The 15757-nt window shown below is 57.9% G+C and carries 12 protein-coding genes; 1 reads left to right on the plus strand and 11 read right to left on the minus strand.

All coding sequences use genetic code 11. The features are described from left to right. Positions 1-5 precede the first annotated feature (5 nt). The 3 genes from ACP2AU_RS01100 to ACP2AU_RS01110 all read right to left on the minus strand — a co-directional run bounded on the left by ACP2AU_RS01100 (position 6) and on the right by ACP2AU_RS01110 (position 6977). Positions 6-1127 (minus strand): beta-ketoacyl-ACP synthase III, encoded by a 1122-nt coding sequence (locus ACP2AU_RS01100; protein WP_426373924.1) that lies wholly within the window; start codon positions 1125-1127, stop codon positions 6-8. Between the two features lie 126 nt (positions 1128-1253). Next, positions 1254-5174, minus strand: a complete 3921-nt coding sequence (gene hrpA, locus ACP2AU_RS01105; RefSeq protein WP_426373925.1) for an ATP-dependent RNA helicase HrpA — start codon at positions 5172-5174, stop codon at positions 1254-1256. 126 nt (positions 5175-5300) lie between these two features. Beyond that, positions 5301-6977 carry a long-chain fatty acid--CoA ligase gene (locus ACP2AU_RS01110; RefSeq protein ID WP_426373926.1) on the minus strand — a complete coding sequence of 559 codons (1677 nt, stop codon included), beginning with the start codon at positions 6975-6977 and terminating at the stop codon, positions 5301-5303. Positions 6978-7200: 223 nt separating this feature from the next. Between ACP2AU_RS01110 and ACP2AU_RS01115 the strand changes: the two genes are divergently transcribed. Continuing rightward, entirely contained in the window at positions 7201-7686 is a 486-nt protein-coding gene (locus ACP2AU_RS01115) for a MaoC/PaaZ C-terminal domain-containing protein (protein WP_426373927.1), read from the plus strand. Between the two features lie 12 nt (positions 7687-7698). On the opposite strand, the gene ACP2AU_RS01120 is transcribed toward ACP2AU_RS01115, so the two are convergent. From ACP2AU_RS01120 to ACP2AU_RS01155, 8 genes are read right to left on the minus strand one after another with little or no spacing between them, the layout of a single operon-like run. Further along, positions 7699-8712 (minus strand): AgmX/PglI C-terminal domain-containing protein, encoded by a 1014-nt coding sequence (locus ACP2AU_RS01120; RefSeq protein ID WP_426373928.1) that lies wholly within the window; start codon positions 8710-8712, stop codon positions 7699-7701. After that, positions 8705-9193: an ExbD/TolR family protein gene (locus ACP2AU_RS01125; protein WP_426373929.1), complete on the minus strand. Its 489-nt coding sequence runs from the start codon at positions 9191-9193 to the stop codon at positions 8705-8707. Before ACP2AU_RS01125 ends, ACP2AU_RS01120 begins: the two co-directional genes overlap by 8 nt. Further along, positions 9190-9720, minus strand: a complete 531-nt coding sequence (locus ACP2AU_RS01130; protein ID WP_426373930.1) for an ExbD/TolR family protein — start codon at positions 9718-9720, stop codon at positions 9190-9192. Before ACP2AU_RS01130 ends, ACP2AU_RS01125 begins: the two co-directional genes overlap by 4 nt. 40 nt (positions 9721-9760) lie before the next feature. Next, a complete protein-coding gene (locus ACP2AU_RS01135; RefSeq protein ID WP_426373931.1) occupies positions 9761-10408 on the minus strand; it encodes a MotA/TolQ/ExbB proton channel family protein in 648 nt (215 codons plus the stop codon). A 26-nt stretch (positions 10409-10434) separates the two neighbouring features. Next, positions 10435-10803, minus strand: coding sequence for a hypothetical protein (locus ACP2AU_RS01140; RefSeq protein WP_426373932.1), 369 nt, complete (start codon positions 10801-10803; stop codon positions 10435-10437). Continuing rightward, entirely contained in the window at positions 10800-11285 is a 486-nt protein-coding gene (locus ACP2AU_RS01145) for a tetratricopeptide repeat protein (protein WP_426373933.1), read from the minus strand. Before ACP2AU_RS01145 ends, ACP2AU_RS01140 begins: the two co-directional genes overlap by 4 nt. After that, positions 11285-14104 (minus strand): tetratricopeptide repeat protein, encoded by a 2820-nt coding sequence (locus ACP2AU_RS01150; protein WP_426373934.1) that lies wholly within the window; start codon positions 14102-14104, stop codon positions 11285-11287. Before ACP2AU_RS01150 ends, ACP2AU_RS01145 begins: the two co-directional genes overlap by 1 nt. Beyond that, the gene (locus ACP2AU_RS01155) at positions 14101-15753 is read right to left on the minus strand and encodes a hypothetical protein (protein WP_426373935.1); all 1653 of its coding nucleotides are present in this window, start codon (positions 15751-15753) and stop codon (positions 14101-14103) included. The genes ACP2AU_RS01150 and ACP2AU_RS01155 overlap by 4 nt, the downstream gene beginning before the upstream one ends. Positions 15754-15757 lie beyond the last annotated feature (4 nt).

The following is a 15757-nucleotide window of genomic DNA, read 5'->3' on the forward strand; positions in this document are numbered from 1 at the left end:
ACGGCTTAGCGGTGGCGCACGACAACGCTTCCGATGGAGTAGCCGGCACCAAAGGAGCAAATAACCCCGAGGTCGCCGGCTTTCAGGTCGTCTTTGTGCTTGTGGAAGGCAATGATCGAGCCTGCGGAGCTGGTGTTGGCGTATTCGTCCAGAATCACCGGCGCTTCGGTAACCGTGGCATCGCGCCCCAGCACTTTGCGGGCAATCAACTGGTTCATATTCAGATTGGCCTGGTGCAACCACATACGAGTCAGGTTGTCCGGGCTCAGTGAAAGCGCGTCGAGATGACTCTGGATGGTGTCCGCCACCAGGGGTGATACTTCTTTGAAGACTTTCCGGCCCTGCTGAATAAACAGCTTGTCCGGCTTGCCAATGCCCGACTCATCCGCCCGGTTAAGAAAGCCAAAGTTGTTCCGGATGTTGTTGGAAAACTTGGTTTTAAGGCGCGTGCCCAGAATTTCGAAGCCCTGACCGGCCCGGGTGTCTTCTTCCCGTTCAACCAGGATGGCAGTGCAGGCATCACCAAAAATAAAGTGGCTGTCGCGATCCCGGAAGTTCAGGTGCCCCGAGCAGATTTCCGGGCTGACCACCAGCACAGAGCGTGCGGCGCCATTTTCAACCGAGTTCACGGCCGCCTGCAGGCCGAACGTCGCAGAGCTACACGCCACGTTCATGTCGTAAGCAAAGCCGTCAATACCGAGGGCGTCCTGTACTTCAATGGCAATGGCCGGATAGCCCCGCTGCAGGTTGGAACAGGCCACAATAACAGCGTCCACATCCGCCGCTGTTTTACCAGCCTGCTCAAGTGCTTCTTTGCTCGCCGCCACGGCCATATCACATTGCACCGAGGGTTCATCGTTACTGCGCTCGGGAATGGACGGGGTCATTCTCTCGGGGTCGAGAATGCCTTCACGGTCTATCACATGGCGCCGCTTGATGCCGGAAGCCTTCTCGATAAATGCCGAGGACGAGGGCTGCAGTGCCGCGATTTCGCCTCGGGCAATCTGGTCTGCGTGCTCGCTGTTGAACAACTCCACATACTGGTTGAAGGCCTCAACCAGCTCATCATTCTCGATAGTGGCGGGCGGCGTATAGAGGCCGGTTCCGCTAATGACGGCTTTAATCACAATAACCCCACGTCAACATGGTAAGAACAGTTTCTGACAATACAATGTCAGAAATACTAACACAGTCCTGCAGAATTGCCCGTGGGACTATCGTCCAGTGGCCCCAATCTGGTGCATGGTACAGACCTAAATCCGGGTCTTTTCCCATTGTTTGTCCAGTCGCTTGACCGAAACAGTCATGACCGTGCCCAATTGCTGGGCAAAAAAGGACACCCGGTATTCCTCCAGCATCCATCGGTAGCTGTCCAGTTCCGGATCTCTGACACCCTGGCGTTTATGTTGTTCGAGTTTCGCAGCATACCGGCTCCACAAAGGTTCGATGGTGTGCAGAAACTCCCGCTCCCGGCCCATCTCCCGGGGCATTTTCTCCAGCCGGATATCCGCAGCCTCGAAGTAGACACCAAATCGCTCAAGCCAGGGTGCCGGGGTACTCACCAGAAATCCGGGATACACCAGCTGCTGCATCTGGAATTTGAGATCTGCCATACTGGCAGCCAGCGCCAGACTGATCTTGCCTTTAAGCTGTTTCGCCACTTTCTGATACCCCTTCATGGCCTGAAACAACCGCTCATCGGCCGCCTCCAGCGCCGGTATGAAGTCGCCACGATAACGGTCGAACAGAGTTACAAAGGCCTGCTCGCTGCGGGGCAACTCCTCTGCCAGAAAGTGCTGCATAACCGTTGACAGCACCAGATCATCCAGCAAAACCTTCGCCCGACCGACAGGGGCAAACATCAGCGCCGACTGCTTGAATCGCGGTAATTTGCGCTCGAGGTCCGCCAGGGTGTTACCAAACCGGTTTACGATGAGCCGGGCAATACCCCTGCGCAAAGTGTCTTCCGCCGTCAATCGATCGAGGTAGCGCACCTCCCGAACCTTGTTGCCCAGATCCTCCAGGGCGGGATAGACCGTTACCTGCATACCGCCTTTTTCGGTCTGGACCTGCGCCGGCAGCGTGCCGAATTGCCACTCGGCAGACTCATCAGCAGGTTTGTGCCCGCCTTCATTCTGCGTCGCCGATGCCAGGGCTTCTTCCGCGCGCCCTTCCAGCTCGCCCTGGAGCTCATCGGCATCCCGGCCCTCGGCGATCACCCTGCCTTTGTCGCCCGTTACCCGGAGATTCATCCTGAGGTGGCGAGGTAATTCCTCCTCAGGCCAGGCATCCGGCGCAATCTGAACACCGGTCATGCGGCGCAGTTGCTCACCCAGTTTGATGGCAAGGGGCTGGTTATCCGGTTGTAAATTCGCAAGAGCTGCATCCACAAAGTCCGGAACCGGAACAAAATTGCGACGCAACGCCTTGGGCAGGCCTTTAACAAGCGCAATGCACTTTTCACGGAGCAGACCGGGCACCAGCCACTCCAGGCGCCGGGCAGGTATCTGGCGCAAAGCCATCAAAGGCACGTTAAGCGTCACGCCGTCACGCTCGCTGGTGGGCTCAAACTCATAACTCAGCGGGTAATTGACGCCCTCCCATTCCAGATAGTCCGGGTACAGCTGCTCCGCGGACTGATCCAGCGGGCGCTGCAGAACATCACTCTCTGTCAGTTCCAGCCCTTTTAATTCCTGAGCCGACAAGCCCTGCCACCAGGTTTCAAAATACCGCCCACTGACAATCTCTGCGGGCATTCGCTGGTCGTAGAACGCCACCAGCACTTCATCATCCACCAGAAGATCCCGGCGGCGGGTTTTCTTTTCAAGGTTTTCGACCGTATCCAGCATTTCCCGGTTCCGGGCAATGAACGGCGCCTTCGATCGGTATTCGCCCTCCACCAGAGCACGGCGGATAAACAGGTTACGGCATTCCTCCGGATCTACTTTCGCGTAAGGAATGCGGCGTTTAGGCACCACATCCAGGCCATACAGAGTCACTTTTTCATAGCCCATCACCTGGGCACGCTTCTGCTCCCAGTGAGGCTCGAAATAGTGGTGCTTCACCACGTGGCCCGCCAGGGGCTCCACCCACTCCGGCTGAATGGCTGCCACCATACGCGCGAACACTTTGCTGGTTTCAACAATCTCGGCTGCCACAATCCACTTGGGCGCGGTCTTGCCTACCTTGGAACCCGGAAAAATCAGCACTTTACGATTTCGGGTAGCCAGGTACTCGCGCTTTTCGACTTTCACGGCAACCTGCCCAAGCAAACCCGCAAGGATGGCTTTATGGACTGCATCGTAGTTCGCCGGCTGCTTGTTGAATGACAGCTTTTGCTCCCGGCAAATCAGGGTCAGCTGGCGATGAATGTCCCGCCACTCCCGCATCCGCATCCAGCTCAGAAACGTTTTCTGACACAGTTTCTTGAGCTGGTTCTGGGACAACTCCTGCCGCTGCTCTTCAAACCAGTTCCAGACGTTGAGCAGCGTTACAAAATCCGATTCCTTGTCGTTGAAGGGCGCGTGCGCCTGGTCGGCTGCCTGCTGTTTGTCCTGAGGGCGCTCTCTGGGGTCCTGAACACTCAGGCCGGCAATCACAATCAGCACCTCGGCCAGGCTGCCCTGCTCCGCCGAGGTAACCAGCATCCGCGCCAGTCTTGGATCAAGGGGCAGGCGTGCCATGGTGCGCCCCAGCCTGGTTACCCGCCGGTTGTCATCAACCGCGCTGAGTTCCTCCAGCAGCTTGTAACCATCGTTTATCTGGCGGCGGTCCGGGGCTTCGAGAAACGGAAAGTGGCGGATCTCGCCCAGGCCGGAAGTCGCCATTTGCAGAATAACCGAGGCCAGGTTGGTTCTCAGTATTTCCGGATCGGTATATTCCGGCCGATTGAGAAAGTCCGTCTCGTCGTACAGGCGGAAACAAATGCCCGGCGCCACACGCCCACATCGTCCCGCACGCTGGTTGGCACTGGCCTGGGAAATGGGTTCAACAGGCAGGCGCTGAATCTTCGAGCGAACGCTGTACCGGCTGATTCGGGCCACACCGGTGTCAATCACATAGCGGATTCCGGGAACCGTCAGCGACGTTTCCGCTACGTTGGTGGAAAGCACTATCCGACGCCCCCGATGGCTCTGGAAAACCCGGTTCTGCTCCTGGTTACTCAAACGGGAATACAGTGGCAACACCTCTGTGTGGCGCAGGTCGGCATGGCGCAGCACCTTGCTCAAGGCACGGATTTCGCGCTCACCGGGCAGGAATACCAGAACATCGCCCGGCGGCTGTTTTTCCTGCCGTTCATGCTGTTCAATTTCCTCGAGCGCCGACAGTACACCGTCGGTCCAGCCCTGGTCCCGGTCGTCTTCATCGCCCGCCAGAGGTCGATAGCGAATGTCCACCGGGAAGGTGCGGCCACTAACCTCAATTACCGGCGCTTCATTGAAAAACTCGCTGAAACGCTCCACTTCGATGGTGGCCGATGTGATGATAACTTTCAGGTCTGGCCGCTTGGGCAGCAGCTGCCTCAGATAACCCAGCAGGAAGTCGATATTCAGACTGCGTTCATGGGCCTCGTCGATAATCAGGGTGTCATAACCATCCAGGAACCGGTCGTGCTGGACCTCTGCCAGCAGAATGCCATCGGTCATCACCTTTACACGGGACGATTCGGAGGTATTGTCGGTAAACCGAACCTGATACCCCACCTGCTGGCCCACCGATTCCCCGAGCTCTTCGGCAATCCGGCTGGACACGCTGCGCGCGGCAATACGCCGTGGCTGAGTATGGCCAATCAGGCCACGAATACCGCGCCCGAGGTTCAGACAGATTTTCGGGATTTGCGTGGTTTTGCCGGAGCCGGTTTCACCGGCGATGATAACCACCTGATGGCTCTGGATCGCCTCACTGATGTCCTCTACCCGGTCGCTGACCGGCAATCCATCCGGAAAGGTGGCTGGCTTGTGCAGAGCCTGGCGCTTGCGCACCTTGTCCAGCCCACATTCCAGCCATTGCCCCATCTTCTCGATATCTTTTTCGCCAGGCTTGCCCTTGCAGCGGCTAACCCGGCGAATGATGCGGGCCGCCTCCTGCTGATTACAGGCATCCAGCTGGCTCATCATGGCTTTGACAGCGACCTTGGGATCAACGGGGGTGTCGGAACGGGTGTTGTCAGTCATTAACAGCTGCAGGCTCATCAAGAGGTGGATGGAACATCGGGCGGAACAGTCTAACGAAATCCGGAGCCAAGAAACACAAAGACCCCGCCGAAGCAGGGTCTTTGAAAGGGCAACAAGGTTCGCCGGTTAACTGGCGTTCGCCTCATCCCGCAACTCACGGCGGAGGATTTTGCCGACGTTGCTCTTGGGCAGTTCATCGCGAAATTCAAAGTGCTTCGGCACTTTGTAGGCCGTCAGCCGTTCGCGACAGAATTCCTTGAGCTCATTGGCGGTCACACCCTCCTGGGTGGGCACCACATAAACCTTGACCGCCTCGCCACTCTTGGCGTCTGGAATGCCCACTGCGGCGCATTCAACTACTTTCGGGTGAGTGGTGATGACGTCTTCGATCTCGTTCGGGAAGACGTTGAAGCCAGAGACGATAATCATGTCTTTTTTGCGATCGACAATCCGGATGTAGCCGTCTTCCTGGATCAGCGCCACATCGCCGGTTTTGAGGAAACCGTCTTCGGTGAAGGACTTCTGGGTATCATCCGGACGCTGCCAGTAGCCGCGCATAACCTGCGGGCCTTTCACGCACAGCTCACCGGGCTCGCCCACGGGTGTTTCGTTGCCGTCGTCATCGATGGTTTTCACCACAGTCGACGGAATTGGCAGGCCGATGGTGCCGATCTGTATCGCACTGCGAGGGTTGAAGGTCACGACCGGAGAGGTTTCAGTCATGCCGTAGCCTTCGCTGATTTCACAGCCGGTCACACGCTGCCACATCTTGGCCGTGTCGCTGGTCAGCGCCATACCGCCAGACGCCGTCAGTTTAAGGCCGGAGAAATCCAGATCCTGGAAGTCTTCATTATTGCAAAGCGCCACGAACAAGGTATTCAGGCCAATAAAGGCCGAAAACTTCTGCTTCTGCAGCTCTTTGACAAACCCAGGGATATCACGCGGGTTCGGAATCAGCACGTTGTGTGCACCGGCTTCCATCATGATGCCGCAGTTCAGTGTGAAGGAATAAATGTGATACAGGGGCAGCGGCGCGATGACGACCTCTTTGCCTTCTTCCACCTGATCTTCCAGCATCGGCCGCACCTGTGTAAGGTTCGCAACCAGATTGGCGTGGGTCAGCATGGCGCCTTTGGCAACGCCTGTGGTGCCGCCTGTGTACTGCAACACGGCCAGGTCGTCTAGCTTGACATCCACCGGTGAGAACTTCTCGCGGGCACCGGCACTGAGTACTGCCGGCAGCTTGTGTGCCCCAGGCAAGTTGAACGCCGGCACCATTTTCTTAAGGTGCTTCACGGCGGCGTTCATCAGGGTCCGCTTGATGGGCGAATGCATATCGGCCAGCTCGGTCACAATTACGTGCTCAATACCGGTATGCGGCAGAACCTTTTCCGCGTTGTCCGCCATATTGGCCAGTACCACCAGAGCCTTGGCACCGGAGTCATTGAACTGGTGCTCCATCTCACGTGTGGTGTAAAGCGGATTGGTGTTGACCACAATCAGCCCCGCGCGCATGGCGCCGAACACCACAACGGGATACTGGGTAATGTTCGGCATTTGCACCGCAATCCGATCACCAGGCTTCAGGTCGGTTTTGTTCTGCAGCCAGGCGGCGAAGTTACGGCTTTGAGTATCAAGATCCCGATAAGTCAGGGTTACACCAACCGCGCTAAACGCAGGCTTGTCGGCATATTTCTGAACCGCCTGCTCGAACACATCCACCATGTTCTTGTACTTGTTGAGATCAATTTCCCGGGGGATGCCAGCTGGGTATTTGTCTTGATAGAACTGCTCAAAATCCATCACCATCTCCTGTCTGATTGGCGCTTTGGGGTACTGCCGGATGGGTTCAGAAGCCCCCTGATTGTAATGTTTTGCCAAGACTGAGCGCATCGGAAAATCAACCCGACAAAAGTATCAGCCTCAAAAAAGTGGGGAGAGAATAGCAGTTTTGTTAACGATGAGGTAGCTTTCAGATAAGCAAGCGGTACCGTTGTACCCGAACACTGAATCACCGGAGCCTGTGATGAGCGATACCCTGGATACGCTGGAAAACATTACCTACAACGAGTTGAACGAAGGCGACTCCGCCACCTTTACCCGCACACTGACCGAAGACGAACTGGTGCTGTTTGCCGCCGTTTCCGGGGATGTAAACCCGGTGCACCTGGATTCGGAATTTGCGGCCGAATCCATGTTCCGTGAGCGCATCGCCCACGGTATGTGGAGCGGGTCACTGATTTCTGCGGCGCTGGCCACCGTCATGCCAGGGCCGGGCACCATTTATCTGGAGCAAAGCCTGTCGTTCAAAAGGCCGGTCAAGCTTGATGACACACTCACCGTTACCCTGAGCGTTGTTCGTAAAGACCCGAAGAATCGGGTTGTTTTCGACTGCGATGTGCGTAATCAGAACAACGACCAGGTAGTTTCAGGCGAGGCCAAAGTGATTGCGCCTACAGAAAAAATGTCTCTGCAAAAGCCCCGCTTGCCCAGAATCACCATCGAGAACTGAGGCCCAACGCGCCTAGCCCGGAAGGAAATCGATGGGGAATCGTACCTTCCGGGTTTCCACCTCGGCGGCACCGAAATCGAACATTCGCACGCGCAGTGCAATGCGTTGCTCCAGCGACGGATGATCCAGTTCAGAGCCGACAACATTACAGGCCGATACGCTGCCGTCCGGTTCAATAACCAGCTCCAGGGTGACCTTGCCCTCCAGCGTCGGATCCTTTCTCAACTCGCGCTGGTACAGCGAATAAAGCACGCTTTTCTGGCCATCAAACACGTTCCGGATATTGCTCATGGCGCGCTCGCCTACCGATGGTCTGGCGGGCTCAGGCTGCGCCGCCACTTGCGGTTCCGATGCCTGGGGCGCGACGACCTCACTCGTTTCGTGCCGCGCCAGTTGTACTTCCCGCACCGGTCCTTCGCGGTTCTCAACACCGCCACTGCCTTCCAGCACCTGCGGGCTCACCGATTCAGGCTTTGATGCAACGGCACTTTCAGTACTGACATTGGCCCGCCGCTGCACCTGTGGCTCACTGGCCTCCACGGCGGTTAGCGCACTGAGCCGGTCTTTCATGGCAAACAGACCAGAGCGGGCGGCGGTTTCCCTGGCTTGTTCTGCGGTTTGCTGCACCGGCCGTGGCTCGGGGCTGGTCGGTTCCGGCTTGGGTGGCAACGCCACCGGCTCTGGCTCGGGCTCAGGCTCAGGTTTGGGCTCAGGTTTGGGCTCAGGCTCGGGCTCAGGTTTGGGCTCAGGCTCGGGCTCAGGTTCAGGCTCAGGCGGCTCTGGCTCATCAACGGGCTGAATCGGCTCGACGGGTTCCGGCGGCTGCACCAGCTTGGCCAGGCGGGGCGGTAACTGTTCCGATGTTTCGCGTTCCGGTTCCGGCACCTGCAATCCGGGAATCATCAGTGCAGGGACTAAAAACACAGCCAGCGTCAGCCCTGCAATCAACCCGAAACGGACGTTTTCGGCTTTATCCCGGGACCAGGGCAGCCGGGAAGATGACAACGGATTCCTGGGGTCAGCCATTCCGAACCTCCGACTCCACGGCAAGGCGCACCTGGCGGAACTCCTCGTCGACACAGGTCTGCATAATTTTTCGCAGCAGTCGGTAATCGGTATCCTTCCCCGCCATGATGGTGACGGCCAGCCCTTGCTCCGGCACCTGCTCCCAGCGGTTCCTGCGATACGCCAGCTCCTCTGACAGCCCGGCAATGCGGGTGTCGGTGGCTTCTATTCCGTCCAGCCTGGCCACTTCCCGCCCCTGCACCAGGATAGACCGGCCCACCACCTGAACAGTGAGGTTCTCTACCGCCTCCTGCTTTGCCGTGGATTGGGGAAGCGGCACATCCGCCGTATTCTGCATAACCTTTACATCAGAGGAGTTTACCATCAGGAAAAATACCAGAATGGTAAATATGTCCATCAGCGACACCAGGTTCAGGCCGCCAGCCTTGTGCATTCGGCCATAATGTCGCTGGCGCAAGCGGGCTCGTCTGGAAAGCTTCATGCGCCCTCTCCTTTCCCGTCTGCCGGATGGGCAGCAAGATCCCGCTCGTCGCCGGCATCCATCAGTGAGACATCCGGAAACAACTCCGCCTCCACCACGCTCGCTGCCACCACGGCGGGATAGGAACGCACCGTATCCATCACGGAGACGAGGGTCTGGTAATCAACGTCGGGACCTACCTCCAGGATTACATCGGTTTTTTCCGGCACATGGGATTTGATTTGCTGCAGTCGCTCACTCAAGCCGGAATAATTGTGGCCCTGCTGGCCTGCAGGCAACACATCAATTAACCCACGGTCGCTGTCTGCCACTTCAATACCTGCCGGCAATACGGTTACAACCAACCGGAACGACTCGGCATCCGGGGCCTGCCCGGCTTCCATCCCGGGAAAGTTAAGCTCGATCATTCTGATCTGGCTGAACACCATACCCAGCAGTAATACCGGAACCAGCACAATCATCAGGTTGAGAAAAGCCGTAATGTCCAGGTCAGCCGAGGCGTGCAGCCGGCGATGTCGACGTCTCATGATCTGCGACTCCTGATCAGATCCAGGTTTACCGGTACCATCACGCCGCGACTTGCCGGCCGGCCGGCTCGGAAACCATGTTCAACAATTTGACGCCCGCCATTTCAAAACTGTCGACAATTTCATTGGTGCGCGTTTGCAGGACAGCGTGAAACAGCAACAGCGGGATAGCTGACATCAACCCAAACGCCGTGGTGTTCATCGCCACTGAAATACTCTCGGACAACAACGAAGCCTTCTGCGCCGGGTCTGCCGCCGCCACAGCAGTAAAGGCGGCAATCAGACCAATAATCGTACCCAACAAGCCCAGGAGCGTTGCAATGTTTGCCAGTGTCGCCAGATATTGCGTGCGCTTTTCCAGCCGTGGCAATACCTCCATCAACCCTTCTTCCATGGCGTATTCAATGTCTTCGCGCCGGCTGTTATTGATCAACCGGGCAATTCCGGCTCCCAGTACCGCAGCAATGGCGCTGTCAGAGCTGGAGGCTGCTTTCATGGCTCGCGGGTAATCGCGTTTTTGCAGTGCGGGCAATATTCCCCGCTCAAATGCCCTGCGGTTGCGCCGGCGAACGGCACCGAGATACAGGAAGCGCTCCAGTGAAATTGCCAACCCCAGCGCCAACACGATGGCAATCGGATACATGAAGGGCCCACCCTCCTGGAAAAAACGGATTACGGTATCAAGCATGGTGTCTGTCTCCATCGACTGCTGGGTTACGGTTGTGAGTCATCGGCTGTGGCCGGCCTTGCTACAGGGACTGGCCCCAGTACAAGCGGGTTCAGGGTCTCGCGGAACTGTCGGTGATTCTCCAGTACCGGTTGAGGCACCGCCTGCAGGAGCTGCGGTGCCTGTTGATTGAGTTCCGTTCTGGGGCGCCGCGGCAACGTTGGCGTTTGCCAGGGCAATATGTAGAGAATTCTCGGATCATCTTCTCCCGGCCCGGCCGACAATCCACGCACCTCGAACATGGATTGGTCGATATCAGCGGGCGAACCGCCCCGCTCTTCGGCATAGGCCCCGAGGGGCAACATGGCAAGGATTACCAGCAGGTTTCGGCAGCGGCAGAGCGTTGCGGGTGTCATTGCAATCTCCTCTCGAGATCGGCAATCCAGCCGGCTACATTCTGGCTGTCATCATCTGCCAGAGCCTGATATTGCCGGTAATGCTCAAGGGCCGTATCCAGATCCAGCAGGTACAGTTCCGAGATCACAGCCAGGTTATAGTGCAAGTCCGGAACCTCTGGGGTAACCGCAAGCCCGGCCTGCAGCAACCGTGCAGCCTCATCAAAACGTTTCTGTTCTTTCAGCAGCAATGCCAGATTATTGCGCACGGTTGCATTGGCGGGGTTCGCCGCCAACGACTTTTGCCAGGCTGTCAAAGCCACCTCCCGATGGCCGGCCTCCAGAGCCTGCCGACCTTCCTGCGCCCATTGCTTTGACTGTTCGGGCCGATAAACCGGAGCCGTCTCTTCGGGCGCCGGCGCGTTCGATGCGCAGCCGGCCAGCCCCGCCATCAGCAACAACACCAACAGGCGGGAAGCCAGCAATACCGGATAACGGTCCATCACGATCCTCCCTGGCTGACATCGGTCGACCAGCTCATCCAGCGAAGCTGCCGGTCGTAACGGCCGGGATGCATGGTGGCCAAAGCATCCAGGCTGCGCTGAATCCAGTCATCAAAACCGACGTCGGTAATACGTGCATGGTTGCGGGCGTGCAAGGCCATCGCCTCTTCCTCGAGGGGGAAGGCTTGTTCTTCAAGTAACATCTGATACTGCATGGTTTCCATGTCGTTGAGCTCTGCGGGCATTTCGGACGCCATCAAATCAGAGGCCAGCGTGCGATACAGTTCAGCGCGACGATACAAAACTTCGGAACGGACACGCTCTCCGGCAAACGACTCCGCTTGCTGCAGGTAATCCTGAGCCTGTTTCATGGCGGCCTGTTTTTTTGCCAGGGAACGTTCAAGCGGATGTACCAGAGCAATTCCGGTAAATCGATCAACAGCCCGAACCCCGAAATAAAGTGCAGAATCTGCCGCCCAGCGGAGTGTTTCTTCGGAATGCCACTGACTGTCGCTTTCCTGAATCAGAAGCTGATTGCGCATGGCATCCACAGACTCACCCGAGGTAATCAGGCGCCAGCGCATTGTTTGATGTTGCAGGTGCTCCTGAGCAGAGGCCGGCTGTGAGGCCACCGCAAGCCAGCGTTTGTACAGAGCGTTTCTGGACGCATCGTCGCCTTCGTCATGGTAAATCGACGCGGCACGCAACCGTTCCGGCCATGGGGCAGCCAGTGTCTCGGCCCGATCCAGCAATTCCTCTGCGGCTTTCGGACCCTGGCCGGATTCCTGGTAAGCAAGGACCAGTTTCTCACTGATGTCAGGGGTCAAATCGTGTTTCGGATAATCGGAACGGAACCGGTTGAGCTCGTTAATGGCGGACAGCCAGTCGGAGGCGCGGAGCAGCGTATTGGCCGCATCGTAACGGGCCCTGACGGCAATCTCAGAGCCGGGCAGAACGCCCTCGACTCGCTGAAAATGTGCCACAGCGAGGGTTGTGTCACTCTTGAGCGCGGCCTCTTCACCTTGTTTATAAATGGCCGTGGCAAGCTGCTCGAGCAGCGTATGCTTTTCGGCACGGGATTCCTGGCTAACCACCTCGGCCAGGCGGATTGCTTGCCGCCAGCCCCTTTCGGCCAGCCCGTATTCTCCGTTGTTTTGCCGAATACGTGCCGTTACCAACCAGGCCGCGTACTGCTCGGAAGGCTTCGCCTGGCCCCACTCCAGGGTACTTCGGGCATATTCGAGAGCCCGGTCATATTCGCCGGTTTCATACCACCGGTTGGCAAGATCGGCGCGCAAGCCCGACAAACGTGCATCCGGCCCAAACGACTTGCCATAACGCTGCTCGGCCTGACTCAGAGCGCCCAGCAATTCGGCCCGGCTTGCAGCTGGAGTTGCCTCAAGATTCTGCCGGGCAATCCGGATGGCTGCCCAGGCGGAATCATCAGAGCCCTGGTGGACATGGTCATACGCTGCAGAACGAAAGTTCTGAACAGCCTCTGGGCGATTACCCGCCAGTAACCGCGCATCACCCGCCAGATGGAGAAACTCGCCGGTTTGCGGTGAGCGGGGTGCCAGTTGTTCGTAATAACCCGCAGCCCGGGCCCATGAAGCCCTGGCGGCCAGCGTTTCATTCCGCCCGGCAAGCTCAGAGCCCATCGCATAATGATGCTCTGCCAGAAAGCGGGCGTACTGTGACCATAGGGCTTGCTGTTGTATGGCCAGCACACGAAACCGGGCGTCATCCCCCAAACGCTGCACATAGCGCTCTCTTGCCGCCAGTGCCTGGGCCGGGTCGCCGGCAAGTTGCCAATACGTCACGCTCTGGGCAAGAAAGTCCGGGCTTGCAGGATGCCCGGGGTACTCCGAAATATAGACGTCGTTGACGGCGACCGCCTGTTCGTATCGACGCTCTACCGAATGCAGGTCTGCGAGACGATCGTAAAGAAGATGCACCCATGGCGACGATTCCCGGTCGGCCAGCCAGGTGCTGAGGGTCTGAGCGTTGTTTTTACGGGAAGCCATCAGTGCCAGCACCCGAAACGTGTCTTCAAGCATATCCATCGCTGACGCGGGCGGACTGTTCAGCGAAGCTGAATCCGGTAGCTGCCGGTCGAGAACGGTCATGAACGTTTGTGCGGCACGGTTCCAGGCGGCCTGGCCCTGTTTGAACTGACTCCAGCCCAGCATATATCGGGCTTTGTCCGCCAGCTCAGGACGACTGCTATCGTCCAGTAACTGGCGATAACCGGTCTCCGCCTCGGCATAGCGGTTTGCCGAGAAAGCAGCCTCGGCAATGCGAAAGCGCGCTTCCGGTACCAGCTCGGACCGTGGATACAGGCCAACCAGCTGCTTTAGTCGGGCAATAGACTGTTCGGGTTGACCAGTCAGCGCGTGAGCCTTGGCCATCTGGTAAAGCAACTCATCCAGACGCCCGGAGAAAGAGCCTTTGGCCAGGATATTTTCATAGCTACCCAGCACCTCCTGGTAGATTGCCGTTTCCTGCTCCTGGGAAAAACCGACGTTTTCGCCGGAGCGATCACGAATATTATTCAGTCGATTCAGGGCATCAACCCGAACTTCCGGCTCATCTGAGGATTCAAACAATTTCTGGTAACGGCGGGCCACCTCGCGCGGTGAAATCGCGGGTAATGGCCGGCTCTCGAACTTGAGAAAGACCGGCCGCATATCCCCGAGGGTTTCACCATCCCGACCCAACTCAACACGAAAGGATTCCTGTGCAGCAGCGGGTATCGGAGCCAAAATCAGAACCAGGGCAAGCAGACCAACAGGGATCTTCGGCGAAAAAACCAGGATCACGGCGTGCCCTCCCCGAGATTTTCCAGCGCCAGATATTCGTAAAGATGCGCAATCTGCTGTTCTGTTTTATCCAGGGCGTGCGTCATCCGCCGGGATTGCCCCTCCACAAACGCCAGGGCCTGCGCATCCAGCTCGCGAGCGGCCTGCTGCCTGAGCGTGAGCGCCCTTTGCTGTAGACCCTCCGTGGAATCTCTCACGGCAGAGGCTTCACGCAAAATACTGTTCAAACGCTCCGGCTGCCTCGCGATACGCTGAGTGAGCGCGGCCAGCCGATCGCCCGATACAGAGAGCGTCTCTTGGAGCCGATCCAGTGCCGCCCCCTGAACAGACGCAGGTGCTTTTGCCAGGAGCTGATCCAGGCGAGCCTCAAGGCTTGCCTGCTGCCTGATGAGTTCGCTCTTTTCCGTATCGCGGGTTTCTTTGCGGGATGAGTGCAACACCCGTTCCAGTGCCTGGATAAACACGGTGAGATTCGCTTTGTTTTCATCAAGGACAGCCAGCATTTCATCCAGCTGTGCCACCCGGCGCACAGCGTTCTGGGCATCAGGCGCTTCCATGAAGCGCATCAGATAGGCCAACCGGGGTTGTGTGAGCGTTCGACTGTCTGCCAGAAACCATTGCAGATCGTTATTTCGGGCATCCTGTACCAGCGTTTTATAAGCACCCTGCTCTCTGATCCGCTTTGCAAGACTGCCCAGGGTGACACGTTCGCTCTCATAAGCAGCGTTGGCCGCAAGCCAGGATTCCCCGGCCTGCCCGGCATACCCGGATAAATCATAGCCCCGCCCCATCCCGATCCAGGCATCAGCTACGCCGGGGAAGGCCAGGGGAAATTTCTTGGCACGATGCCAGCTCTGCATGGCAGCCCGATGGTTACCTTTCTCTGACAGGGCCAGGCCATGAAGGTACAGAGCCTGTGGCGTATGATAACTGTCGAGGGAGACCCTCTCCAGAAAATCAATCGCCTTGTCGTACTGCTCATCGCCAAGCGCGAGGTAACCGGCCCGAAGGTTGAGTTGGTCGAGAAGTGCCCGGCTTCGCTCCGGTGCCTGGTCTTTCGCCGCCATCGCCATGGCAACTCGCAAAGCTACCAGACCTCGAGATGCATTAACGTCATCCCGGGCGAAATCCGCAGCCAGATTCATGTACCCGACAGCAGCCCAGTAGCCATCGTCCATGCGGGCAAGGTACTGCCCTGCTGCATCGGTCTTGCCCTGATTCCGCGCCTGTTCAGCCAGGCCAAGCAAGGCCTTCTGAACGACCTCGCCATAACCGGTTTGGCGAGCCTGTTGATACCATTTTTCGGCACCCGCAGCGTCGGCGTCGTGCAGAGCCATTTCCGCCAGAGCCAATGCCGCTTCGCCACGATGGGTCGTTCCGGCGAACACACCCCTGAAAACCTCACGCGCCTTCTCCTTCTGACCTGAAGACAGCAACCATCTGGCCCGGAGGTAATCTGCAGATTCGCCCTCAAGTGCCGCAGCCAGGCCGGCAACCCTGGCGGGCTCACCGGTATCAAGGGAAAAGCGGACAACACCGGTAGCCAACTGGCCATCCAGAGCGCTGGCCGCTGGCGCGGCCAATCCTGCGCCGAATAAAGCCATAACAATCATGCACTTGTGCAATAACGGATACGTTCGCCCGTTCATGGCC

Source organism: Marinobacter sp. VGCF2001 (genome assembly GCF_049943275.1).
Taxonomy (GTDB): domain Bacteria; phylum Pseudomonadota; class Gammaproteobacteria; order Pseudomonadales; family Oleiphilaceae; genus Marinobacter.